Source organism: Galbibacter sp. L-19, from assembly GCF_056857615.1.
The window spans coordinates 304,082-328,606 of sequence record NZ_JBSXNL010000072.1; the positions used below are offsets into that span (position 1 = coordinate 304,082).

16 protein-coding genes are annotated in these 24,525 nt (G+C 34.0%); 14 read left to right on the forward strand and 2 right to left on the reverse strand.

The window, feature by feature from the left end; all coding sequences use genetic code 11:
• The first annotated feature begins 72 nt into the window (after positions 1-72).
• Both AC13CQ_RS17290 and AC13CQ_RS17295 read left to right on the forward strand, forming a co-directional pair.
• Positions 73-1,080 carry a phytase gene (locus AC13CQ_RS17290; protein ID WP_008611973.1) on the forward strand — a complete coding sequence of 336 codons (1,008 nt, stop codon included), beginning with the start codon at positions 73-75 and terminating at the stop codon, positions 1,078-1,080.
• A 67-nt stretch (positions 1,081-1,147) separates the two neighbouring features.
• On the forward strand, positions 1,148-1,735 hold the full coding sequence (locus AC13CQ_RS17295) for a DUF3332 domain-containing protein (RefSeq protein ID WP_008611974.1): 588 nt from the start codon (positions 1,148-1,150) through the stop codon (positions 1,733-1,735).
• Between the two features lie 114 nt (positions 1,736-1,849).
• On the opposite strand, the gene AC13CQ_RS17300 is transcribed toward AC13CQ_RS17295, so the two are convergent.
• The gene (locus tag AC13CQ_RS17300) at positions 1,850-4,108 is read right to left on the reverse strand and encodes an acyl-CoA dehydrogenase family protein (RefSeq protein ID WP_456868217.1); all 2,259 of its coding nucleotides are present in this window, start codon (positions 4,106-4,108) and stop codon (positions 1,850-1,852) included.
• A 1,321-nt stretch (positions 4,109-5,429) separates the two neighbouring features.
• On the opposite strand from AC13CQ_RS17300, the gene ruvB reads away from it, so the two are divergent.
• From ruvB to queG, 3 genes are read left to right on the forward strand one after another with little or no spacing between them, the layout of a single operon-like run.
• Positions 5,430-6,452 (forward strand): Holliday junction branch migration DNA helicase RuvB, encoded by a 1,023-nt coding sequence (gene ruvB, locus AC13CQ_RS17305; RefSeq protein ID WP_008611976.1) that lies wholly within the window; start codon positions 5,430-5,432, stop codon positions 6,450-6,452.
• 39 nt (positions 6,453-6,491) lie between these two features.
• Entirely contained in the window at positions 6,492-7,826 is a 1,335-nt protein-coding gene (locus tag AC13CQ_RS17310) for a cytochrome P450 (protein WP_474506539.1), read from the forward strand.
• Positions 7,823-8,752, forward strand: a complete 930-nt coding sequence (queG, locus tag AC13CQ_RS17315) for a tRNA epoxyqueuosine(34) reductase QueG (protein ID WP_474506538.1) — start codon at positions 7,823-7,825, stop codon at positions 8,750-8,752. Before AC13CQ_RS17310 ends, queG begins: the two co-directional genes overlap by 4 nt.
• A gap of 48 nt (positions 8,753-8,800) precedes the next feature.
• Here the strand turns inward: queG and AC13CQ_RS17320 are convergent, their stop codons facing one another.
• Positions 8,801-9,859 (reverse strand): bestrophin family protein, encoded by a 1,059-nt coding sequence (locus AC13CQ_RS17320; protein WP_474507642.1) that lies wholly within the window; start codon positions 9,857-9,859, stop codon positions 8,801-8,803.
• A gap of 277 nt (positions 9,860-10,136) precedes the next feature.
• On the opposite strand from AC13CQ_RS17320, the gene AC13CQ_RS17325 reads away from it, so the two are divergent.
• The 9 genes from AC13CQ_RS17325 to AC13CQ_RS17365 all read left to right on the forward strand — a co-directional run bounded on the left by AC13CQ_RS17325 (position 10,137) and on the right by AC13CQ_RS17365 (position 24,504).
• The gene (locus AC13CQ_RS17325; protein WP_474506536.1) at positions 10,137-12,425 is read left to right on the forward strand and encodes an NADP-dependent malic enzyme; all 2,289 of its coding nucleotides are present in this window, start codon (positions 10,137-10,139) and stop codon (positions 12,423-12,425) included.
• 84 nt (positions 12,426-12,509) lie between these two features.
• On the forward strand, positions 12,510-13,091 hold the full coding sequence (gene ruvA, locus AC13CQ_RS17330; RefSeq protein WP_008611980.1) for a Holliday junction branch migration protein RuvA: 582 nt from the start codon (positions 12,510-12,512) through the stop codon (positions 13,089-13,091).
• A 5-nt stretch (positions 13,092-13,096) separates the two neighbouring features.
• Positions 13,097-20,203 carry a T9SS outer membrane translocon Sov/SprA gene (gene sov / locus AC13CQ_RS17335; protein WP_474506535.1) on the forward strand — a complete coding sequence of 2,369 codons (7,107 nt, stop codon included), beginning with the start codon at positions 13,097-13,099 and terminating at the stop codon, positions 20,201-20,203.
• 72 nt (positions 20,204-20,275) lie between these two features.
• The gene (gcvH, locus tag AC13CQ_RS17340) at positions 20,276-20,656 is read left to right on the forward strand and encodes a glycine cleavage system protein GcvH (RefSeq protein ID WP_008611982.1); all 381 of its coding nucleotides are present in this window, start codon (positions 20,276-20,278) and stop codon (positions 20,654-20,656) included.
• A complete protein-coding gene (locus AC13CQ_RS17345; protein WP_474506534.1) occupies positions 20,646-21,020 on the forward strand; it encodes a VanZ family protein in 375 nt (124 codons plus the stop codon). The genes gcvH and AC13CQ_RS17345 overlap by 11 nt, the downstream gene beginning before the upstream one ends.
• 64 nt (positions 21,021-21,084) lie before the next feature.
• Entirely contained in the window at positions 21,085-21,795 is a 711-nt protein-coding gene (locus tag AC13CQ_RS17350; RefSeq protein WP_456868223.1) for an energy transducer TonB, read from the forward strand.
• 112 nt (positions 21,796-21,907) lie between these two features.
• A complete protein-coding gene (locus tag AC13CQ_RS17355) occupies positions 21,908-22,687 on the forward strand; it encodes an energy transducer TonB (protein ID WP_335587687.1) in 780 nt (259 codons plus the stop codon).
• A gap of 330 nt (positions 22,688-23,017) precedes the next feature.
• Positions 23,018-23,923 (forward strand): heme o synthase, encoded by a 906-nt coding sequence (cyoE, locus tag AC13CQ_RS17360; RefSeq protein ID WP_335587688.1) that lies wholly within the window; start codon positions 23,018-23,020, stop codon positions 23,921-23,923.
• Positions 23,923-24,504 (forward strand): cytochrome c oxidase subunit 3, encoded by a 582-nt coding sequence (locus AC13CQ_RS17365; RefSeq protein WP_335587689.1) that lies wholly within the window; start codon positions 23,923-23,925, stop codon positions 24,502-24,504. Before cyoE ends, AC13CQ_RS17365 begins: the two co-directional genes overlap by 1 nt.
• The last annotated feature ends 21 nt before the right edge of the window (positions 24,505-24,525 follow it).

Genomic DNA, 24,525 nt, shown 5'->3' on the forward strand with positions numbered 1-24,525 from the left:
TTGTATTAGTGGAGTCTAATAAATTCCGTTAACTTTTATCGGACAATAATAAAAATAAATAAAATATTCAAAATGAAAATATATAGAGTTTTAGCATTGACAGCACTTGTGGTAATTGGGTGTAAAAAGAATAATTTACCAGCTATAAGTCCAGATGTAATTACAGAATCTACATTACACGATACAGATGATCCTGCAATATGGGTTAACAAAAAAGATCCTTCTAAAAGTATTGTTTTTGGAACCGATAAAGATACCGATGGCGCTATTTATGCTTTTGATTTAGAAGGAAAAATAATAGAAAGTAAAACAATAAGAGGATTAAAACGTCCAAATAATGTTGATCTTAGATACGATTTTCAATTAAACGATTCTACAAAAGTAGATGTATTAGCTTTTACTGAGAGAGAGCGTCAGCAAATACGATTGTTTTCAATTCCAGATATGAAACCTTTAGATGGTGGTGGTTTTCCTGTTTTTACTGATGTAACAGCGCCAGAACAAAATTTACCGATGGGGATAAGTTTATACCATTCTGAAGTAGATGGGGCTATGTATGCAATTGTAGGACGTAAAACAGGTCCGTTAGATGGTTATTTATATCAATACATCTTAAAGTCGGATTCATTAGGAGTAAAAGCAGAACTAGTTCGAAAGTTTGGAAAATTTAGTGGGAAAAAGGAAATCGAAGCCATTGCTGTAGACGATAAGGAAGGAATAGTTTATTATTCTGATGAAGGTGCTGGAATACATAAGTATTATGCAGAGCCATCTAAAGGGAATGAAGAGTTAGCCTTTTTTGGGGGTGAATATTTTCTAGATGATATAGAAGGACTTTGCATCGCAGATTTACCTAATGGAGAGAGCTATATTATAGTTTCGAATCAGCAAAACCATAGTTTTGTAATTTTTAATAAAAACACGCATGAGTTTGTTAAGGAGTTGAATTTAAGTACACAAGAAACAGATGGTTGTGAGATTGTTACTACAAGCTTAACCCCTGTGTTTAAAGACGGTTTGTTCGTTGCAATGAATAATGATAAGCGATTTTTCTTTTATAACTTAGGAAAATTACTATAAAAAAGTGATGTTATTTCTAATTTTATTAATAAATTAGATTAACTAATAATCAAAAAATTTTTTTATTATGAAAAAAGTTGTCATTTCTGGTGCGTTAGCACTTACTATTTTATGTTCAAGCTGTTTAGGGTCTTTTAGCGCTTTCAATGGTTTGAAAGATTGGAACCAAGGAGTAACAGGAAATAAGTTTGTGAACAACCTTATCTTTTGGGGTTTAAACATTATTCCAGTATACGGTTTATTCTTTTTGGGTGATGCAATTATTTTTAATGTAATTGAGTTTTGGACAGGTTCTAATCCAATTGCAATGAAAGAGGGAGAAAAAGAAACTCAGATTGTCGAAAGAGACGGAAATACTTATGAAATGACAGCTACTAAAAATAGAATGCAAGTATCTGTTGTGGAAGGGCCTAAAAAAGGAGAAAAAGTAGATTTAGTTTATAGCCCAGATGCTAAGTCATGGAGTGCTATTAAACCAACAGGAGAAGTTATTGAACTTTCTTCATTCAAAGAAGGTATGTATATTGTACACCTTCCAAATGGAGAAGAAGTTAAGATTGATCCTGCAACTCCAAGAGCAGAAGCTGTAGCTTATTTACAAGAAAGAGTAGCTTGTAACTATAGTGATGCAATGGTTGCTTCTTTAGAAGATTAATTATTATACATAACACTTATTAAGTGGCTGTTTAAAAAATGTTTTGTAGTTGTCAAACTGAGCTCAGGATGACACTTAGCGTATAAATATTTTTTAGACAGCCACTTTTTGTTGCTATAAAATTGGAGTTTTTAAGCAGCTTTTTGGAATCCCGAAGCCATCAACAAGCGTATTTACATGTGGCCTTAATTCCGAACAAATCCGTTCTACCTGCTTTCTAATAGCCTTAGATTTATTAGCACTAATATATCCATGTTCTAAATACCAAGCGGCATGGTCGTTTATCTCACTCAAAGCAAATAAAGCGCCTAATTTTTTAAATAAGAACCGAAGTTCTTCTTCCTGTATTTTTTCTACAAAATTTAAAAATTCATTATAAGATAATTCTTCACTATATGCTTTTCCTAGCATAACCATATGTGTTTGAACTTTAAGAAATGCTTGGTATGATGGAATTCCTTTTTTTATGTATTTCTGAACTCTAGAAGCAACAGAAAATGTAAGTCTACGGGTTCTGTATTCAAAAGCTTCTTTATGGAATTCAGTATCAAAGAGGTGTTCTTTATCTGTTTTATTGGTAAAAATAGGATTAATTGTAGTGAGTCTGTCGGATAATTGTGTGCCTACGTATTTGAGCACATCCATAAAATTATCACTGTTAAATTCAGTTTTGAAATTAGTTAAAATACCTTTGGCAGCTAATTGAATCAATACCGTGTTATCTCCTTCAAAAGTGGTAAAAATATCTACATCTCCTTTTATATGCGGAATTTTATTTTCTATTAAATACCCTTTCCCACCACATGCTTCTCTACATTCTTGAATTGTTTGGTTAGAAAACCATGTAATTGATGCTTTTAGCGCAGCTGCTTGGGTTTCTATTTCTCTCCGCCCGTCTTCTTTAGAATTGGCATAATCCTTAATGAGTTTATCTAAAACAGTATGGTAAACATAAGATTTTGCTATGGGTTTAATTAAACGTAGTTGATGCGTAGGATAATCCATTATTAAATCCTCTTGGATTTTTTCATTACTGTTAAATTGTCGTCTTTGTAAGGCGTACTTTACAGCAATAGACAAAGCCTTTTTTGCACCACTTAATGCACCTTTTGCAACACAAATTCTACCACCAACCAAAGTGCCGAGCATGGTAAAAAAGCGTTTATTAGGATTTTCTATTGGGGAGGTGTAATTTCCATCTTTGTCAATATCTCCATACCTGTTTAATAAGTTTTCTCGTGGTACAGCAACGTTAGAAAACCATATTTTTCCATTATCAACACCGTTAAGTCCCAGTTTGTAGCCATTGTCTTCCACTTTTACACCAGGCATTAAATTGCCATCCTTATTTCTTATTCTGGTTAAGATAGCATGCACGCCTTCGTTTTTTCCGTTTACAATTAGTTGTGCAAAAACAGTTGCCATTTCCGCATGGAGTGCATTCCCGATGTATTCTTTATTATCGTTTTCTCCAGGAGTTTCAATAACAATAGAATCGGTTTCTTTTACATAAGTAGCAGTAGTTTTTACTCCTCTTACATTAGAGCCATGTCGGGTTTCGGTCATAGCGAAACAACCTAAAAGATTGGCTTCTCCAGTTTCTTTTAAATATTTGTCATGATGCTTTTTTGTTCCTAAGTTCTGGATACTTCCTCCAAAAAGACCAAACTGAACGCCAAATTTTATGGTTAGACTTCCGTCTACATACATTAGGTTTTCAAAAATACTTGCGTAAGTAGGCATGTTTCCAATACCTCCATATGCATTGTCATATGCCATAGCGCCATAGCCATCTTTTGCTAAAAATTTAACTTGTGCTAAAACATGATTTCTAAATTCTTCTTTGTTTCTTATAATTTGAAAATCAAAAATGGGATCATTTAATTTCTCTCGAAATTTATCAACATATGGAGCGTGTTCTCCTTTAAGGAGCGTGTCTATTTTTTCAGCTGAATAAAAAGCAGCGCTACTAGCAGTTTCTATTTTTACATCAAATAGATGATGATAATGATTGGGTTGAATCCCTAAATTAATCTCTATATATTTTAAACTTTCATCATAAATTTCTGTAGATTGACTATTGCTTGCCAACCTCATACTAAATGAGGTTAAGGGGTAAGCATCGTTTTCTATTAATTTTAATCCAGAATCATCAATTATTTTTTTCCAAGAAACAAGAGTTTCATCTAGAGGAGATTCTTCAGCGTTAATCCATTTTTTAAGTGTGGTTTTGGCTGCTTCAGAAATAGAATCGGTTTCTATAGATTTTTTAAATACAGAAATCTCCGAAGGCGAAAGGAGTTCATCAGACCAAATAACATATAAAAAGGGAATATATTTTAGTATTTCGGCGGTATATGTAGTTTTCTTCATAGCTACAAATTACAAATTTCTATTTCAGAAAAATAAAATTTAACCAATTTATAACTTGGTAGCTTAAATCTTATTGGTCTTTAAATTATAGCCACAAATTCACGAATATATAATACTCTCTATACTTGGAGAAGTTCTTAATAGTAGGGAAAACAAAAAATATTAGTGAATTCGTGGCTATAATTTTCAATCTCCATAGACTCTAGTTTAGAACTTTCTTAATTCTAAATACTTTGTACTTAATACTTCATACTAAATATCAAAAATAACATTAGTGAATTCGTGGCAGTAATTTTCTATAGTTTAAGTCGCAGATACACGGATTTATATAGCAGAATTTTCTAAATACTTTGTACTTCATACTAAATACCAAAAATAACATTAGTGAATTTGTGGCAGTAATTTTTAATTTCCATAGGCTCTATTTTAGAATTACGTTGATTATTTGTTAGCTCTAGTATCAATTCAAATGCCAGCGACTTTATGCTTTTCATTTCTTTTGCTCGCCCAAAAGAAACGAAACAAAGAAAAAGGCGCCTTATCCAATAAATTTTTTCGACAACGGGGTCGAAAAACCGTAACCGAAACGCTGCGTCGCTGCACTCCTGATCTCAGAGCTTTCGGTTACTATTCTGCGGATAAGGGTTTTAGCTTCGCTAGCCATCAACGCTGTTTTTAATTAAAGGCTTTCTACATTTTAAGTCGCAGATACATGGATTTATATAGCAGAATTTTCTAAATACTTTGTACTACATACCAAGAACGAAAATAACATTAGTGAATTTGTGGCAGTAATTTTCAATTTCCATAGACTCTAGTTTAGAACTTTCTTAATTCTTAATACTTTGTACTTCATACTAAATACTAAGAACGAAAATAACATTAGTGAATTCGTGGTAAGCATATTCTTATTTGATGCAGATAAATGCTTCCCCGCAGTCGGGAAGCATTATAAGGTTGCGGGGAAAGCATTCCAAGTCTGCAGGAAGGGTAACAATGCCTGGGGGAAGCTATACAAGAACGGCAGGAAGGGTAACAATGTTTGGGGGAAGCTATACAAGTTCAGCGGGAAGGGTATTTACCATGTGGGGAAACCTTTTTTTTAGTGCAGGAATACTTTTTAACCCCTTATTGAGGGTTTTTCCTCGATGTTTTTATAAATTACTTATTTTGTACTAGTTGCTATTTAGTCTTTATGCTGCTTTCTTGCGGCAAAATGACCTTGTATATTTACCTGTACATAAATGAAGAAAAATATAGTTTTTTTATTGACAGTTAGCGAGCATTATCAATGAAAAAAAATCACGTACTTTTGTAATCTATGAACGAATATTTAGATCCTACAGGCGATAATTTTTCTGCGGAAGAAGTAGATATAGAAAAGGCATTACGACCGTTAAGTTTTGATGATTTTGCTGGTCAAGATCAAGTATTAGAAAACTTAACTGTTTTTGTGCAAGCGGCTAATCTACGTTCCGAAGCGTTGGATCATACTTTGTTTCATGGTCCTCCAGGGCTAGGAAAAACAACTTTGGCGCATATTCTGGCAAATGAGTTAGGGGTAGGAATAAAAGTAACCTCTGGACCAGTGCTTGATAAGCCTGGAGATTTAGCGGGATTACTTACTAATTTAGAGGAGCGCGATGTACTTTTTATAGATGAAATTCATAGATTGAGCCCTATTGTAGAAGAGTATTTGTATTCTGCAATGGAAGATTATAAAATCGATATTATGATTGAAAGTGGTCCTAATGCAAGGACGGTACAGATTAATTTGAATCCGTTTACGCTTATAGGTGCTACTACACGCTCTGGATTATTAACAGCGCCAATGCGTGCTAGATTTGGAATTAGTAGCCGACTCCAATATTATTCTACGGAGTTATTGGCAGATATTGTTCAAAGAAGTGCACAAATTTTAAAAATGCCAATTTCTATGGAAGCGGCTATAGAAATTGCAGGACGTAGTAGAGGAACGCCTCGTATTGCAAATGCACTTTTACGCAGGATTCGAGATTTTGCTCAGATAAAAGGTAATGGAAAAATAGATATTGAAATTTCTAAATTCGGACTCAAAGCGCTTAATGTAGATGCCTTTGGTTTGGATGAAATGGATAATAAAATTCTAACAACTATTATTGATAAATTCAAAGGAGGGCCAGTGGGAATTACTACATTGGCAACTGCGGTATCCGAAAGTGCGGAAACTATTGAAGAGGTGTATGAGCCTTTTTTAATACAACAAGGATTTATCCATAGAACTCCACGTGGGAGGGAGGTTACCGAGCTTGCTTATAAACATTTGGGAAGAGTAAAAGGAGGGATTCAAGGAGGACTATTTTAAAGTATTCCTTATTGGAAATAACAAAAATTCGAGATTTTTATGCATAAATTACCGAAAGTTCCACATTGGAGAGTGATTTTAAATGCAAAGCGGATTTTAAAAAATCCTATTTCTTTTCATAGAGAGATTTTTGAAGAATTAGGAGCAATCTTTACGGTTCGGACGCCTGCTGGAGAACCAGTTGTTTTTACAAAAAATCCAAAAATTATTCGACACGTCCTTCAAAAAAATCATGGGAATTATAAAAAATCACCATTACAAACCGAGGATTTAGCAAATTATATTGGTCGTGGTTTATTAACTTCAGAAGGGGAACATTGGCTTGTGCATCGAAGAATGATACAACCAGCATTTCATAAAAAGAAGCTAGCAGATTTGCTTCAAATAATGTGTCAAGCAATAAAAGGAGAGCTTCTTCAGATTAAAGAAAATACTACATTGGATGTTTATCCGCTAATGGGCGACTTAGCATTTCAGGTGGTTGCAAAATCGTTGTTTAGCAGGTCGGATATCCGAGAGGCTATGGCAAAACTTCAGCATATAACAGAAGTGAATCAGCAAATGGTAATTCGAGAAATGAGGCAACCTTATCTTCAATGGTGGTTTTCTTTATCAGGAATGAAAAATAGACATCTTGGATATGCTAAAGAAGGAAGGGATATTCTAAATACCATAATCGAAGAAAGGATTTCTTCAGAAAAAGAAGAAAATGATCTTCTCGATATGTTGCTAAATGCTAAATATGACGATGGAACTTTTATGTCGAGACAGCAATTAATTGATGAGGTTTTAATTTTATTTACTGCGGGACATGAAACAACAGCAAATGCGCTGAGTTTTACATTATTTCTCTTGGCTAAAAATCCTGAAATTCAAGAGAAACTTTATCAAGAAGTAAAAAATATAAATATTGATAAAGGTAATTTAGCTGAAATTTTTGGGAAACTACCTTATGCAAAAGCCTGTATTGAAGAGGCAATGCGTTTGTATCCGCCCGTATATGTTATAGATAGAGTAGCTGTTGAAGATGATGAGGTAGAAGGACATACTTTTAAAAAGGATACACTTATATTATTGTCTATTTATGAGTTGCAAAGGGAGCAGAGTTTTTGGGAATATCCAGACGAATACCGTCCAGAACGATTTTTAGATATCGATAAAAAAGAATATTCAGCATATTATTATCCATTTGGAGCGGGTCCACGAATGTGTGTTGGAAATAACTTTGCTATGTTTGAAATGATACTTGTTTTGGTAGAAGTAATTAAAAAGTATGAGGTGTCTTCTAAATTAAATGCCATAGAGATAAACCCACTTATTTCGTTAAAGCCTAAAAACGTTCCACTTTATTTTAAAATGAGAGTTAATAATTGACAATAAAAGAAAAACATACAGCCCTAATTAAAACGGAAGCTAAACGCCTCGGATTTTTGTCGTGTGGAATTTCTAAAGCAGATTTTTTAGAAGAAGAAGCGCCTAGATTGGAGAAATGGTTGAAAAATAATATGCATGGCGAAATGCAGTATATGGAAAATCATTTTGATAAGCGTTTAGATCCGCGACTTCTAGTAGAGGGGTCAAAATCTGTAATATCGTTATTGCTAAATTATTTTCCTTCGCAAACCCAACAAGATCCAGAAGCGCCTAAAATATCAAAGTATGCTTATGGAACCGATTACCATTTTGTAATAAAAGATAAATTAAAGCAACTTCTAGCTTTTATAGAAACGGAAATTGGAGAAGTTGGTGGGCGAGCTTTTGTAGATTCTGCACCTGTGCTTGATAAGGCTTGGGCAGCAAAAAGTGGATTAGGATGGGTAGGTAAAAACAGTAATTTACTTTCTAAGCAAGTGGGGTCTTTCTTTTTTATTGCTGAATTAATAGTAGATTTAGAGTTGGATTACGACGCTCCTGTAACAGATCATTGTGGGAGTTGTACTGCCTGTATAGATGCTTGCCCTACAGAAGCAATTACAGAGCCCTATGTGGTGGATGGCAGTAAGTGTATTTCTTATTTTACGATTGAATTGAAAGACCAAATTCCTACAGAATTTTCAGGTAAATTTGATGATTGGATGTTTGGTTGCGATGTGTGTCAAGATGTATGCCCATGGAATCGTTTCTCAAAACCTCATAACGAACCCCTTTTTAATCCAAATCCTGAACTTCTTTCTATGTCGAAAAAAGATTGGGAAGAAATTACACAAGAGGTTTTTAGTGAAATTTTTAAAAAATCACCCGTAAAGCGAACAAAATTTGCTGGATTAAAACGAAATATTGAGTTTTTGAAGGATAAATAATCCATTCAAACAGACATAGTAGAAAGAGAATTATTTTAAGCTAGGATTTTACATCTGCACATAACTTCTTTCTTCAAATTGATTTGGGATGCTTTCTGGATCTTCGCCTAGATTCTGTCTTAAATCTATTTCGATTCCTCTTGCAATGGTAAAAATAGGCACGTCGTTTGCAGAGCCTTCAAATGGATTTTCACCAACTCTTCCTATCCTATTCATAGTATGAAAAACCCACATTACAGCTATTGAAAAAGGAACAGATAACCAAACAAACCATTGATCTAAACCAACTGTTTTTTCTGCAAGGGTTTCTCCTAAATCATGAAATTGAGCGGCAATAGCTATAGGGATTGTCAAAATAAAAAGCCAAGTAAAGTAGTGTAAAAGAGAGGCAAACTGTCTTGGATATGGAAAGTTTTTTATCCTTTCAGATTTACCTTGGTGTGTAAAAAGTTCTTCTATTACATTTTCTAATTCTAAAAAAGAAAACTCCCAAATAAGCCCCTTTTCTTTTAATTTTTTTAAATGCTTGGATTGTAAATATAAAATTGCAGTTTGTTTGTTGCTTTTATTTTGAAGATGTTCAATTTCTTCTTTAGATAGGTAAGGGGTAATAGCTTCGTTGAAAGGGATATTAAATTCAGGAACATAAATTTTATTTGCCCACTCTTTATTAGTGTTTTCCTTCATTACGTATTCCCATGGTTTGGGTTGCCGCATTGCATAACGCAAAGCGGTCATCCAAGCAATATGTCTGTAGGTTATTGTTTTAATTTCTTGTTGAAGATCCTCTTCACTTATAGGATTTTGCGCATGTTCATTATTGATAAAGTCTTTTGTCATCATTCCAAAAGTTCTGGAAGAATTAACTATAGAACCCCATATTTGTCTTGCTTCCCAAATTCTACCATAAGCAGAATTACTCTGAAAACCAATAATAAAAGCAACAGCAGTACCTACTAAAGCAACTGGAGTAAAAGGGATTTGTACAATCCCATCACTTAAATTAAATATAAGAACTTCTACAGTGGCAATAATTATAAATTTGTAGAGTTCAAAGCGTGTCCAAAGCAACATATCCTTTGCACCAAATATCTTTTGTGTATACATGAAGTATTATTTAGCTTGATAATTGTTAAGCGTTAAGCAATTAAATATAGTAAAAATATTATATATCTAAATGCAGCGCTAAGACATAATTAATTGTAATTTAAGAGATGTATAATTATTTAAAATTTACAAAAACATTTCACTTTTGAGGTGTTTTATTAGAACAAGTTTCTTATACCTTTGTATGATAAAATGAATTGTCGTTTTTGATGTTATAAATTATAAGTAAATAGGAGTCTAGATATTCAGTATCCAATTAAGGATTAAAATAGCAACTATGAGTAAAGAAAGTAGAAGAAGAGAAGCTTTAGTATACCATGCTAAGCCCCAGCCGGGAAAAATAAAGATAGTCCCAACAAAACGTTATTCCACACAAAGAGATTTAGCGCTAGCATATTCTCCAGGAGTAGCAGAGCCTTGTTTGGAAATTGCAAAAAATAAAGACAACGTTTATAAATATACTGCTAAAGGAAATTTAGTAGCTGTAATTACTAATGGAACAGCAGTTTTAGGACTTGGAGATATTGGGCCAGAAGCCTCTAAGCCTGTCATGGAAGGAAAAGGATTGCTATTTAAGATTTTTGCAGATATAGATGGAATGGATATCGAATTAGATACTAAAGATATCGATAAGTTTATTGAAACTGTAAAAACAATAGCCCCAACTTTTGGAGGAATTAATTTAGAAGATATAAAAGCTCCCGAAGCTTTTGAAATTGAGCGTCGTTTAAAAGAAGAGTTGGATATTCCTGTAATGCACGACGACCAACATGGAACAGCAATTATTTCTGCAGCAGCATTGTTAAATGCATTAGAAATTGCTGAAAAGAAGATAGAAGACGTAAAAATTGTGATTAGTGGGGCTGGAGCAGCTGCAGTTTCTTGTACAAGACTTTACAAAGCATTTGGTGCTATGCCAGAAAATATTGTAATGCTAGATAGTAAAGGGGTTATTAGAAAAGACCGAGAAAATCTTTCAAAAGAAAAATTAGAGTTTGCTTCCGATAGAAAAATAGATACTTTGGAAGAGGCTATGGTAAACGCCGATGTGTTTATAGGTCTTTCAATTGCCGATATTGTTTCGCCAGCAATGTTAAATTCAATGGCAGATAATCCTATAGTTTTTGCAATGGCAAATCCAGATCCAGAAATAGATTATGAGCTTGCAATGAGCACTCGTAAAGATATTATTATGGCAACTGGAAGATCCGATCATCCTAATCAGGTAAATAATGTACTAGGTTTTCCTTTTATTTTTAGAGGGGCTTTAGATGTTCGTGCTACAAAAATTAATGAGGAAATGAAAATGGCTGCTGTAAAAGCATTAGCCGAGTTAACAAAAGAGCCAGTTCCTGAACAAGTAAATATTGCATACGGAGAAACCCGATTAAATTTTGGTCGCGATTATATTATTCCTAAACCATTTGATCCAAGACTTATTGCGTCTGTACCGCCAGCGGTTGCAAAAGCTGCAATGGATAGTGGAGTTGCCAAAGAGCCAATAGAAGATTGGGCTAAATATGAGGAAGAGTTATTACAACGTTTAGGAAACGATAATAAAATTGTTAGGTTACTACACAATAGAGCAAAAACAAATCCTAAAAAAGTAGTTTTTGCAGAAGCAGATCATTTAGATATTTTAAAAGCTGCTCAAATTGTTTTAGAAGAAGGAATTGCAGAACCTATTTTATTAGGAGATAAAGAAACGATTCTTGAATTGATGAAGGAAATCGATTTCGATGCGGACGTTTTAATTATCGATAATAAAACAAATGAGTGTAATGAAAAGAAAAATCAGTACGCAAAAAAATATTGGGAAGCTAGAAAGCGTCATGGAGTAACCTTCTACGATGCGCAAAAGAAAATGCGCGACCGTAATTATTTTGCTGCCATGATGGTAAATGAAGGAGATGCGGATTGTTTGATTTCTGGGTATTCTAGAGCGTATCCAACCGTTGTTCGTCCGATGTTAGAACTTATCGGAAAAGCAAATGGGGTAAGTAAGGTTGCAGCCATGAACTTAATGATTACAGAGCGTGGACCAATGTTTTTATCAGATACTTCAATAAACATAGAACCTACCTCAAAAGAGTTGGCTAAAATAGCGCAAATGACAGCAACTGCAGCAAAAATGTTTGGGATAGAACCTGTTATTGCAATGCTTTCTTATGCAAACTTTGGTTCTTCTAGAGATGATAGAGCAAACAAGGTTGGAGATGCCGTGGCATATTTACACCGCCATTATCCAGATATTACGGTTGATGGAGAGGTGCAATCAGATTTTGCTTTGAATAAAGAATTGCTTCAGAGTCAGTTTCCATTTTCAAAACTTGCTGGAAAAAAAGTGAATACATTGATATTTCCAAACTTAGATTCGGCAAATATTACTTATAAATTAATGAAAGAATTGAATCAATCAGATTCTATTGGACCAATCTTACTTGGAATGAATAAACCAGTACATATTTTACAGTTAGGTGCTGGGGTTGAGGAGATTGTGAATATGACGGCTGTGGCGGTTGTAGATGCTCAAGAAAAAGAAAAGCGACAGAAAGCAGCCTTATAGTAAGAAATTTAAATTCAAAATAAGATTAAATGCTCTAAGTGTAATTAAATTTGTTACATTTGGAGCATTAACGTTTTATTAAGAATGATTACACAGATCAAAGGAAAACTTGTTGAAAAGAATCCAACCGATGTGGTTATCGAGTGTAATGGAGTAGGATATCAAATACATATATCTTTGAATACCTATTCGAAGATATCCTCCAATGAAAACTTACAGTTGTATACCCATTTACAAGTAAAAGAAGATTCACACACCCTTTACGGTTTTGCAGATAAAGCAGAAAGAGAAATTTTTAGATTGCTAATTTCTGTTTCAGGAATTGGGGCAAGTATTGCTAGAACAATGCTAAGCTCTTTAGAACCTGTGCAAATACGAGATGCAATTGCTTCTAGTGATGTTGCAACCATTCAATCTGTAAAAGGAATCGGTGCAAAAACTGCACAACGTGTAATTATAGATTTGAAAGATAAAATACTTAAAATTTACGATATTGATGAAGTTTTTGCTAAGCAGGACAATACAAATAAAGATGAAGCGTTATCAGCTTTAGAGGTTTTGGGATTTGCCCGAAAACAAGCTGAAAAGGTGGTGGATAAGATTGTGAAAACTGAACCCGATTTAAGTGTTGAAAGCATAATAAAAAACGCGCTTAAAAACTTATAACTGGCTTGAAAACTATAACCAGCCCTAACTTAATTAATAAACAGTTGAGAATATTTATTGTTGTTTGCTGTTTATTTTTAACAACTACTGTATTTTCCCAGGAGGAGTCCGAGCAAGAGCAAGATTCCACCCAGGCAGGGGTTTCCTTGGGTAGAATTAAAATGCAGAAGTTAGAAAGCGTTTCTTCAAAATATACCTACGACCCAGTAACAGATAAATATATTTATACAGAATCTATAGGGAATTATGATATCTCTTATCCTGTTATTCTAACTCCTGAAGAGTATGAGCGACTCATTTTAAATGAGCAGATGAGAGATTATTTCAAAGAGAAAATCGATGCTGTTTCTGGGAAAGAAGGAACAGAAGAGGCTCAGAAAAATCTTTTACCTAATTTTTATGTGAATTCTAATTTCTTTGAAAGTGTTTTTGGAGGGAATACTATAGAAGTAATTCCACAAGGATCCGTGGCGATGGACTTGGGAGTGCGTTTTCAAAAAAATGATAATCCAGCCTTATCACCAAGAAATAGAAGTAATGTTTCCTTTGATTTTGATCAGCGTATTAGTTTGAGTTTATTAGGGAGAGTAGGTACGCGGTTATCAATTAATGCAAATTATGATACAGAGGCAACCTTCGATTTTCAAAATCTTATAAAACTTGAATATACTCCAAATGAAGATGATATTATTCAGAAAATAGAAGTTGGTAATGTAAGTATGCCACTTAATAGCTCTTTAATAAATGGAGCACAAAGTCTTTTTGGAGTAAAAACAGAATTGAAATTTGGTAGAACTACTGTAACTGGTGTTTTTTCGGAACAACGCTCTCAAAGTAGAAGTGTAACAGCGCAAGGAGGAGGAACTATCAATGAATTTGAGATATTAGCGTTAGATTACGATGAAGATAGACACTTCTTCTTATCGCAATATTTTAGAGATCAATACGATCAGGCCTTAGAAAATTACCCTTTTATTAGAAGTCAAGTTCAAATTACGAGAATTGAGGTATGGGTAACAAATAGAGCACAGCGTACAGATAACGTAAGAAACTTAGTGGCACTTCAAGATTTAGGAGAACCAGAGCCAGCCAATACACGTATTAATCAGAATGCGCCTCCAGGATTTTTTGGTACTATTAATAACTTACCCCGAAATGCCTCCAATGCTTACGACCCTTTTAATATAGGGGGAGCTGGTTCTGCGTTGACAGAATCTATTAGGGATATAGCTACTGTTCAGCAAGGATTTAATGTTGCTGGCTATAATCCGAGTCAGGGGTTTGATTATTCTATCTTAGAAAATGCTAGAAAATTAGAGCCAAATCGTGAATACACAGTAGATACACAACTCGGTTATATCTCCTTAAACCAAAGATTAAGTAATGATGAGGTTTTAGCTGTTGCATTCCAATATACTTATCAAGGGGAAGTGTATCAAGTGGGGGAATTTGCAAATGATGGGGTAAATGCTACTGAGTTTGAAGAAACAAATGGGGTGGTAACGCAAGTAAATCCTCAGGCGTTAGTTTTAAAAATGCTGAAAAGTAATATTACCAATGTTAGCGACCCTATATGGGATTTAATGATGAAAAACTTCTACTCAACAGGAGCATATCAGCTTTCTCAAGAAGATTTCAGAATGAATATTTTATATACAGATCCTTCACCAATAAATTACATCACTCCGGTAGACGATGCTACTTGGCCGCAAGGATTGGAAGATAGAATATTGCTAGATGTTTTTAATTTTGACAGATTAAATGTGTATAACGATCCGCAGAATGGTGGAGATGGTTTCTTCGACTTCCTGCCTGGTGTAACTGTAGATGTACAAAATGGCTTAATAAAGTTTACAAAAGTAGAACCTTTTGGAGAGTTTTTATATGATGTTTTAGGAGGAGGAAATAACTATGATGATCCTAATTTTACTCCTAATAATGACAATCAAGCGCAATATGTGTATCGAAACATGTATAAACTTACAAAAGCTGCTTCTTTAGAAAGTGCTGAGAAAAATAAGTTTATGCTTAAAGGGCGTTATAAAGCAGAAAGTTCTGGAGGAATTCCATTAGGTGCTTTTAATGTTCCCCGAGGTTCTGTAAGAGTTACTGCTGGCGGAAGAGTGCTTCAAGAAGGAATTGATTATACAGTAAATTATCAGGCGGGAACAGTTCAGATTTTAGATGAAGGCCTACGAGCATCCAATGTTCCAATTGAAGTGTCTGTGGAAAACAATGCCGTTTTTGGACAGCAAACTAGAAGATTTTCAGGAGTTCATATAGAGCATCAATTTAACGAAGACTTTATGTTAGGAGGTACGTTTTTAAATATGAGTGAGCGTCCGTTAACACAAAAGTCAAACTTCGGAATTGAACCTGTAAATAATACCATTCTTGGTTTAAATGGAAACTATTCTAAAGAGCTTCCTTTTTTAACTAGGTTAGTAAATAAACTTCCGAATATAGATACCGATGTAGCGTCTAACCTGTCTGTACGTGGAGATTTTGCTTATTTATTGCCAGGCTCACCAAAGAGTTCCGACTTTGATGGGGAGACAACCTCATATTTAGACGATTTTGAGGGAGCTCAGGCATTTATAGATATTAGATCCTCTTTAGCTTGGTCTTTAGCTAGTGCTCCAATAGGATATGGAGGAGAAATTGAAAATGATAATATAGCCTCTAGAGCAAAACGGGCAAAAATGGCATGGTATACTATTGATCCAATTTTTTATAGTAACCAACGTCCAGGAGGAATTACGGATGATGATATCTCTACAAATCAAACACGACGAATTTTTATTGATGAAATTTTTCCTCAGCAAGATGTAGCGCAAGGTCAAACATTGGTACAGCCTACTTTAGATGTTGCATATTATCCTGGAGAGAAAGGACAGTATAACGATAATGCTAATTTCGAAACACTTCCAGCTCAAGAACGTTGGGGAGGAATTATGCGCTCTGTTAATAGTACAAATTTTGAGCAATCTAATGTTGAGTATATCCAATTTTGGCTTTTAGATCCTTATTATGAAGATGGTCCAACAACGGGTGGAAGTGGAGAACTTGTATTTAATTTAGGGAATATAAATGAAGATATTTTAAAAGATGGAAGGAAGCAGTATGAAAATGGATTGCCAGTAGAAAGTAACCCTGCATTAGTAAATACTACCTCTTTTGGGAGAGTACCTTCAACACAATCTTTAGTCTATGCTTTTAATGCAGATACTTCCAATAGAAATATTCAAGATGCTGGTTATGATGGACTTTTAGATGATCAAGAGGCTAATTTTTATAATAATCCAGGGCCAGATCCAGCTTTAGATAACTACCAGTTTTATTTAGAAGCTACTGGAGACATCTTAAATAGATATTATAATTATAATAATCCGCAAGGAAATTCTCCTGTACAAGTAGGAAATAATAATAGAGGTTCTACAACTTTACCAGATGTGGAAGATGTTGATCGTGATTTAACGATGAATACGGTGGATAGTTATTTTCAGTATAGAATTCCAATTGGACCAAATATTCAACGTACCGACCCTTTTGTTACAGACATTAAAGAGGTTGAGGTGGAAACACCAAATAATGATAATTACCGTGTGCGGTGGATTCAATTTAAAGTTCCTATTGATGAATATGATGAGGCTATAGGAGGAATTACCGATATCCGATCTATCAGTTTTATGAGAATGTTTATGACAGGATTTAATGATCCTATTGTATTGCGTTTTGGAACCTTAGATTTAGTACGTGGAGATTGGAGGAACTACTCTCAAAGTTTACAGCCAGAAGACGATCCAGATCCAGATGACGATGGTACTTTTGTGGATGTAAATACCGTAAATATTCAAGAAAACGAACAAAGAGATCCTATTCCATATAGATTGCCGCCAGGGGTTGTTAGAGAACAATTAAATAATAACAATACAATTATACGTCAGAACGAACAATCACTTTCGTTTGCCGTTTGCGACTTAGAACCAGAAGATTCTCGAGGAGTATTTAAAAGTATTAATATTGATATTAGACAATATAAGCGCTTAAAAATGTTTATTCATGCAGAGCAATATAAAACCAATCCGGTAGCAGATGGAGATTTGGTTGCTTTTTTAAGAATAGGAACAGATTTTACAGAGAATTATTATCAAGTAGAAGTTCCTTTACAGATAACTCCTGGAGGGACTACAGATCCATCAACAATTTGGCCTGATATAAATAGTATTGACTTACCGCTTTCTTTACTTTCAAAAATTAAAGCTGCCGGAATAGCTAATGGATCGCTTCAAGAGGTAACTTATTATGATGAAGAAGGGAATGAAATTGATGAATTTGCACCTCGGGAGCTTGGAGATCTGCGAGTTGCGGTAAAAGGGAATCCTAGTTTAGGAAATATTAGAGCCGCTATGGTTGGGGTAAAAAATCCAAGTTCGGCTGTTGGAGATGATGTTTGTGGAGAGGTTTGGTTTAACGAATTGCGTTTGGCAGAATTAGATAACGAAGGAGGATGGGCGGCAATAGCAGCAATGGATTTAAACGTGGCTGATTTTGCGAATGTTTCGGCTACTGGGAATATGAGTACTTCTGGATTTGGAAGTATAGATCAGACTCCAAATGAAAGAAGTCGTGAAGATGTGGTTGGTTATGCACTTAATAGTAATGTTAATTTGGGACAATTACTACCTAAAAATTGGGGGGTTCAAGTGCCTATGAATTATAGTGTTTCTGAAGAATTAATTACTCCAGAGTTTGATCCTTTATACCAAGATATAAAATTAGATGATAGACTGGATGCAGCAACGAGTACTCAAGAAAGAGAGCAAATAAGAAATCAAGCTGAAGATTACACAAAAAGAAAGAGTATAAACTTTATTGGAGTTCGAAAAAATAGAGGAGAAGAGCAAAAACCAACGGTATACGGTATTGAGAACTTCACTTTTAATTTTGCTTACAACCAAGTAGAGCATAGAGATTATGAAATTGAACGATTAAGGGATCAAAATGTAAGAACAGGGTTTTTATATAATCATAACTTTAAGCCATTGGAGGTGGTGCCTTTAAAGAATTCGGATTCTATTTTAAAAAGTAAGTATTGGGATTGGTTAAAAGAATTTAATTTCAATTTACTTCCAACAAGTGTTTCTTTAAATTCAAATATAACAAGGACTTTAAATAGACAATCTTTTAGACAAGTTTTAGCTGCAGGAGATTCCTCTAATTTATTAGGATTACCAGAAGTGCAGCAACGAAATTATTTATTCGATTGGCAATATGCAGTAAATTATAATTTGACAAAGTCGTTGCAGTTTAATTTTACAGCTGCCAACAATCATATTATAAAGAATTATTTTGAAGAAGACGAAAATGGAGATCAGATTGTAAATAGAGATCTCGCTCTGTGGGATGGTTTTTGGAATGTTGGAGATCCAAATAGGCATATGCAGCAACTTCAATTAAATTATGATATTCCGCTGGATAAGATTCCGTTTTTAAATTTTATTACTGCAACTTATGCCTATACGGGAGATTTTGATTGGCAACGTGGAAGTGAGGTTTTAAATGAAGTAGCAGGCGAAGATTTAAATACAATTCAAAATGCAAGTACTCATAATTTAAATGCTTCTTTTGGAATGGATAAACTCTATTCTTATCTCGGGTTAAAAAGAAAAACAGGTACTACTGCAAATCAGTCTTCTAGAGGAGCTTTACCAATTGCCGATCCAGATCAAGAACAAGCGCCAGCGGAAATTAAGACTAAAAAGTATGGAGGTTACAATACAATGATAGACTTGGTAACCATGGTTAAAAGAATCAATCTTAGTTATACTTCCAACACAGGAAAAGTGTTGCCGGGATATACGGAGTCGGTTGGTTTTATAGGAACATTGCGTCCTTCATGGGGGTTTGTTTTCGGAAGTCAGTCTGATGTTCGTTATGAAGCCGCCCAAAAAGGATGGTTAACTACCTTTCCAGAATTTAACCAGCAATATATGTCGAGAGAAGCTACGCAATTGAATATTTCTGCAAACGTTCAGCCCTTTAGAGATTTAACTATCGATTTGGTAGCAGATAGGCAGTATTCCGAATCGTATGCTGAAAACTATAAAATTGAAGATATAAATGGAGATGGGATTTTTGATTATAATGCGCTTATTCAAAATCAATATGGAGATTTCTCAATTTCTACAATAATGATAGGTACTTCTTTTGATCAAACTAAAGAAGAATCATCAGAAACATTTAATCAATTCAGTAAAAATAGAATTTTAATAGCCCAACGCTTGGCTGGAGAACCAGAAAACCCAGATGCTGCTGACTATCCTGTTGGGTATGGGCCAACCAATCAAGCTGTATTATTACCTGCATTTATAGCCGCTTATACTGGTAAAAATGCAAGTAGTGTCTCTTTAGGAGCTTTTAGGGATACTCCAATACCAAATTGGACGGTAAAGTATACTGGACTTATGCGGATGCAATGGTTTAAAGATAATTTTAGACGTTTTTCTTTGGCGCACGGGTATCGTTCTAGTTATAGTATTAATAGTTTTAGATCAAATTTGGATTACGGAAAAGGAAGTCAGTTTGATCAATCAGGAAACTATAAAAATGAAATTTTATACACCAATGCAACCTTGGTAGAGCAATTCAATCCACTGATTAGAATGGATTTTGAAATGAATAATTCTGTAAGTGTTTTAGCAGAAATGAGAAAGGATAGAGCGCTTTCTTTAAGTTTTGATAATAATTTACTTACTGAAATGGCAGGGAATGAATATGTTGTTGGTTTAGGATATAGAATTCCAGATCTTAGGTTTGTAACTAATATTGGAGGAAGAAGAAATGTACTGAAAGGCGATTTAAATTTAAAAGCAGATTTATCGTTACGAGACAATATAACGGTTATTAGAAATTTAGATATCAATACAAATCAAGTAACAGCAGGGCAGAATATTTGGGCACTTAAGTTTACTGCAGATTATGCGCTTACCAAGAATTTAACAACACTTTTCTTTTACGATCATACGTTCTCAGAGTTTAAAGTTTCCACTGCATTTCCGCAAACTACTATTCGTACAGGGTTTACATTACGATATAATTTTGGAAATTAACAACTTTCTGTTTGAAATCATTAGTATAAAGAATTACATTTGTCGAGCTAATATTATAATATTTTATTTTTTATGAACATTCCTTCAGAATTAAAATACACAAAAGACCACGAATGGGTTAAAATAGAGGGCGATGTAGCTACCGTAGGAGTTACAGATTTTGCTCAAGGTGAACTTGGAGACATCGTTTACGTAGAAGTAGAAACCGTAGATGAAACTCTAGAAAGAGAAGAGATTTTCGGGACAGTTGAAGCTGTAAAAACAGTTTCAGATTTATTTTTGCCACTTTCTGGTGAAATTATAGCGTTTAATGAGTCTCTAGAAGATGAGCCAGAAAAAGTAAATTCAGATCCTTATGGAGACGGTTGGATGATTAAAATTAAAATTTCTGATGCTTCTGAAGTTGAAGATTTATTGAGCGATGCCGATTATAAAGAACTTATTGGAGCTTAATAAAAATTGGTATCTTTTTTTAGCCGTTTTATGGCTGTTTTGTATTACAGTAGCAAGTTTAGTTTCCGTTGAAATTGTAAAAGAAGTCGAATCGGGGATTGAAGTTTCAGATAAACTAGTACATGGTATATTTTACTTTGTAAACACAGTTTTATTCTATTGTTACTTTAAAAGAATCAATTTAAAAAGAGCAATTTCTAAAGTTTCTCTGTTTTCTTTTGCTTATGGTATAATTATTGAGTTATTACAATATGTATTACCATACGAAAGATCCTTTGATTTGAGAGATATTATCGCAAATTTAGTAGGAATTTTAATAGCTATCTTTTTGATAAACTTTTATTTAGCAAGAAGATTGCGTTAAAAAAGGAAATTTAATTGGAAATTACACAAATAAATAATTAAATTAGCAAACAAATATATAGATTATGGAACCTAAAAAGAATCCAAAAGCTGACTTAACTCGTAATAGCGGTTTATACTTTGCTATCGGGCTAGCTATCATCTCGTTTGTGTGTTGGCAAGCAATCGAATGGAAAAAATACGACAAAGTAGAAGCTTTTAATTATACTATGGATGTTGATGAGCAGTTAGAGGAAGAAGTGCCTTTGACGGAGCAAATTAAAACTCCACCACCTCCACCGCCACCAGCGGCACCAGAGGTTATTGAAGTTGTAGAAGATGAAGAAGAAGTAGAGGAAACAGTTATTGAATCTACTGAAACTACTCAAGAAGAAGAGATTGCAGAAGTTGAAGACATTGTTGAGGTTGAAGAGCCTATTGATGTTGATGTACCTTTTACAGTTATTGAGGATAAACCAATGTTTGAAGACTGTAAAGGTGTTCCTAAAGCACAGCAATTTGCTTGTTTTAAAGAAAATCTTGATAAGCACGTAAGAAAAACATTCCGTTACCCTGATATGGCTCAAGAAATGGGGATTCAAGGTAGAGTGTATGTAAACTTCCGTATTAATAAAGATGGTACTATTACTATTCTTAATACAAGAGCTCCAGATAAGAGTTTAGATGAAGAGGCAAGAAGAATTATTAATAAATTGCCTAAACTTATCCCTGGTAAACAAAGAGGTAGACCAACACCAGTAACATTTGCTTACCCAATTGTATTTAAATTAAACTAATTTAGTTTTATATAATATTTTTAAAAGCCTGAGTTTAAAACTCGGGCTTTTTTATTTTTGGTACGTTTCTTGAATATGGTTTTGAAGTTAACTATTTTAAAACCATATATTTATGAAAGATTTTACAAAAAAAGAATCCGAAGTTGTTAAAGACCGCTCATCAAGAGCTTCTAAAAAAGATTTTAAGATTAAAGGTGGAGTAATTCGTTTTCAGATAGGATTGTTAGTAGCCTTGGTAGGATGTTATTTTTTAATCGAAACTGCATTTGCAATTCCAGAAGCGGCTAATTTACCTGAAGTATCTATGTTAGAAGAGGAGAAAGTGTATGTAATGCCTGCTTTTGAAGTAGAAAAGGTTAAAGAAGTTACACAGAAAAATGACCTTCCGAAAATTTCAAAATTGATTGATGAATTGAAAGTGGTAGATGATGATACTAAAATTGATGCTAAAGATGAGTTTTTAAATAAATCAGAAGATAAAATAGAAGTATCAGTAGACGATATAGTTAATGCGGAGCCTGTGGAAGACATAGGTCCTATCTCAATAAATACTGTTGAGTTTGTTCCTGTTTTTCCTGGTTGTGAAACTTTGGAAACAAATAGCGAGCGTAGAGATTGTATGAGTGATAAAATTAATAGGATTGTTCAGAAAAATTTTGACGCATCAATAGCTTCAGATTATGGGTTGAGTGGGACATTAAGGATAGATGTTCAGTTTAAGATTAATAAACAAGGAGAAGTTTCTGATGTTAAAGTTCGAGCTCCTCATAAATCATTAGAGAAAGAAGCGGCGCGAGTTACAGGGCTGATACCTCAGATGAAGCCCGGGAAACAGGGTAATCAGGAGGTTGATGTTGTTTTTTTAAAACCTATAATTTTTAAAGTGCAGTAATTTAACTGGATGCGATTTTTAAATTGTAGTGCAATGCCTTTTTTGTGTTTAATTCCTTATGGAGGGTTTGATCCCGAAGAGCTTGTCCTGAGTATATTAAAGAACTTTACATTGAAATGAGTTAAATTTGTTTCAATTCATACCTCGTGGGTTTGCCTCGAGGTATTTTTTTTGAGTAACATAGCAGTGTTGCAGAGCTGGAAAAGATAAAAAGCGAGTACAAAAAGGTGTTTTTTTAGTTAATTGGGAAAATCAGGATGAGTTCATTAGTTAAATCATTGCATAAAAACCTTTTGTGAGTTATCTTTGCACCCGATTTAGAATGGATTGATGAAAACCGCGTTGGATACAACTACAAATACAAATACATTTTCCCTGATTTTTGATGATTTTAAACAAATTACAAAAGCAGGTCTCGCATTTAGTGTGGTTTTTTCTTCCATAGCTGGATATTTATTGGGTGCAGAGACTTTTAGTTGGAAAGTTTTACTTCTTTTAGCTTTCGGAGGCTATTTTATGGTAGGAGCTTCAAATGCTTTTAATCAGTTAATAGAAAAAGATTTAGATGCGTTGATGAAGCGTACGCAAAACAGACCAATTCCTTCTGGAAGAATGTCTGTTAATGTAGCCTTTACAATAGCAATTACTTTTACCATTTTAGGAGTAATTACACTTTATGTAGTTAATCCTAAAACAGCAATGTTTGGAGCTATTTCTATTTTTTTATATACCTGTGTTTATACACCTTTAAAGACAAAAACACCGCTGGCGGTGTTTGTTGGAGCCTTTCCAGGAGCAATCCCTTTTATGTTAGGCTGGGTTGCTGCAACAAATGAATTTGGAATAGAGCCAGGGACTTTATTTATGATTCAATTCTTTTGGCAATTCCCACATTTTTGGGCTATAGGTTGGCTCTTAGATGAAGATTACAAAAGAGCTGGTTTTAAAATGTTGCCTACTGGGGAAAAAGACAAAGCAACTGCTATTCAAATTATAATGTATACTATTTGGATGTTATTAGCATCTGTGTTTCCAGTGACGGGGCTTACGGGGAGTTTAACACTTTCTGTTCCAGCCGCAGTTATTATATTTTTAATGGGAATTGGAATGCTTGTTTTTGCATTTAGGCTGTATCAAAAAAGGGATAATAAATCGGCAAGAGCATTAATGTTAGCAAGTGTAAGCTATATATCGTTAATGCAAATTGTATATGTAGTAGATAAATTTTTAAGTTAATGGATTTAACGCAAGGTAGTAGCGAATTAAAAAATGCTAGAGCTAAAAAGATGATGCTTTGGTTTGGGATGATTAGTATTGCAATGATGTTTGCTGGTTTAACCAGTGCATATGTGGTAAGTAAGTCAAGACCAGATTGGGTGTCGAGTATTGAAATTCCGCCAGCATTTTTTATCAGTACCATTTCAATAATAATAAGTAGTATTACTTTTTATATGGTAAAAAAATCCATTGAGAAGAATAATCGTAGTGCTGCAACTGGGTTTTTATTAGCAACTTTTGTATTAGGATTGTTGTTTGTATATTTTCAGTTTAAAGGATTTTCAGAAATTATAGATGCAGGTTATTATTTCACAGGAAGTGAAAGTACAATTACCACATCTTTTTTATATGCCATCGTGTTTTCGCACTTAGTACACGTATTTGCTGGTTTATTAGTGTTGATTATTGTAATTTATAATCATTTTAAAGAAAAATATATACCCGGTCAAACCCTTGGTTTAGAACTCGGTGCGATGTTTTGGCACTTTTTAGACTTTTTGTGGGTATATTTGATTTTATTTTTCTATTTCTTTAGATAAATAAAAAACGTAAATTTGAAA

Bases quoted from the DNA above. Each gene is read 5' to 3' on its own strand.
- AC13CQ_RS17290 (WP_008611973.1), top strand. From the start codon at position 73: ATGAAAATATATAGAGTTTTAGCATTGACAGCACTTGTGGTAATTGGG.
- AC13CQ_RS17295 (WP_008611974.1), top strand. From the start codon at position 1,148: ATGAAAAAAGTTGTCATTTCTGGTGCGTTAGCACTTACTATTTTATGT.
- AC13CQ_RS17300 (WP_456868217.1), bottom strand. From the start codon at position 4,108: ATGAAGAAAACTACATATACCGCCGAAATACTAAAATATATTCCCTTT.
- ruvB (WP_008611976.1), top strand. From the start codon at position 5,430: ATGAACGAATATTTAGATCCTACAGGCGATAATTTTTCTGCGGAAGAA.
- AC13CQ_RS17310 (WP_474506539.1), top strand. From the start codon at position 6,492: ATGCATAAATTACCGAAAGTTCCACATTGGAGAGTGATTTTAAATGCA.
- AC13CQ_RS17320 (WP_474507642.1), bottom strand. From the start codon at position 9,859: ATGTATACACAAAAGATATTTGGTGCAAAGGATATGTTGCTTTGGACA.
- AC13CQ_RS17325 (WP_474506536.1), top strand. From the start codon at position 10,137: ATGAGTAAAGAAAGTAGAAGAAGAGAAGCTTTAGTATACCATGCTAAG.
- ruvA (WP_008611980.1), top strand. From the start codon at position 12,510: ATGATTACACAGATCAAAGGAAAACTTGTTGAAAAGAATCCAACCGAT.
- gcvH (WP_008611982.1), top strand. From the start codon at position 20,276: ATGAACATTCCTTCAGAATTAAAATACACAAAAGACCACGAATGGGTT.
- AC13CQ_RS17350 (WP_456868223.1), top strand. From the start codon at position 21,085: ATGGAACCTAAAAAGAATCCAAAAGCTGACTTAACTCGTAATAGCGGT.
- AC13CQ_RS17355 (WP_335587687.1), top strand. From the start codon at position 21,908: ATGAAAGATTTTACAAAAAAAGAATCCGAAGTTGTTAAAGACCGCTCA.
- cyoE (WP_335587688.1), top strand. From the start codon at position 23,018: ATGAAAACCGCGTTGGATACAACTACAAATACAAATACATTTTCCCTG.
- AC13CQ_RS17365 (WP_335587689.1), top strand. From the start codon at position 23,923: ATGGATTTAACGCAAGGTAGTAGCGAATTAAAAAATGCTAGAGCTAAA.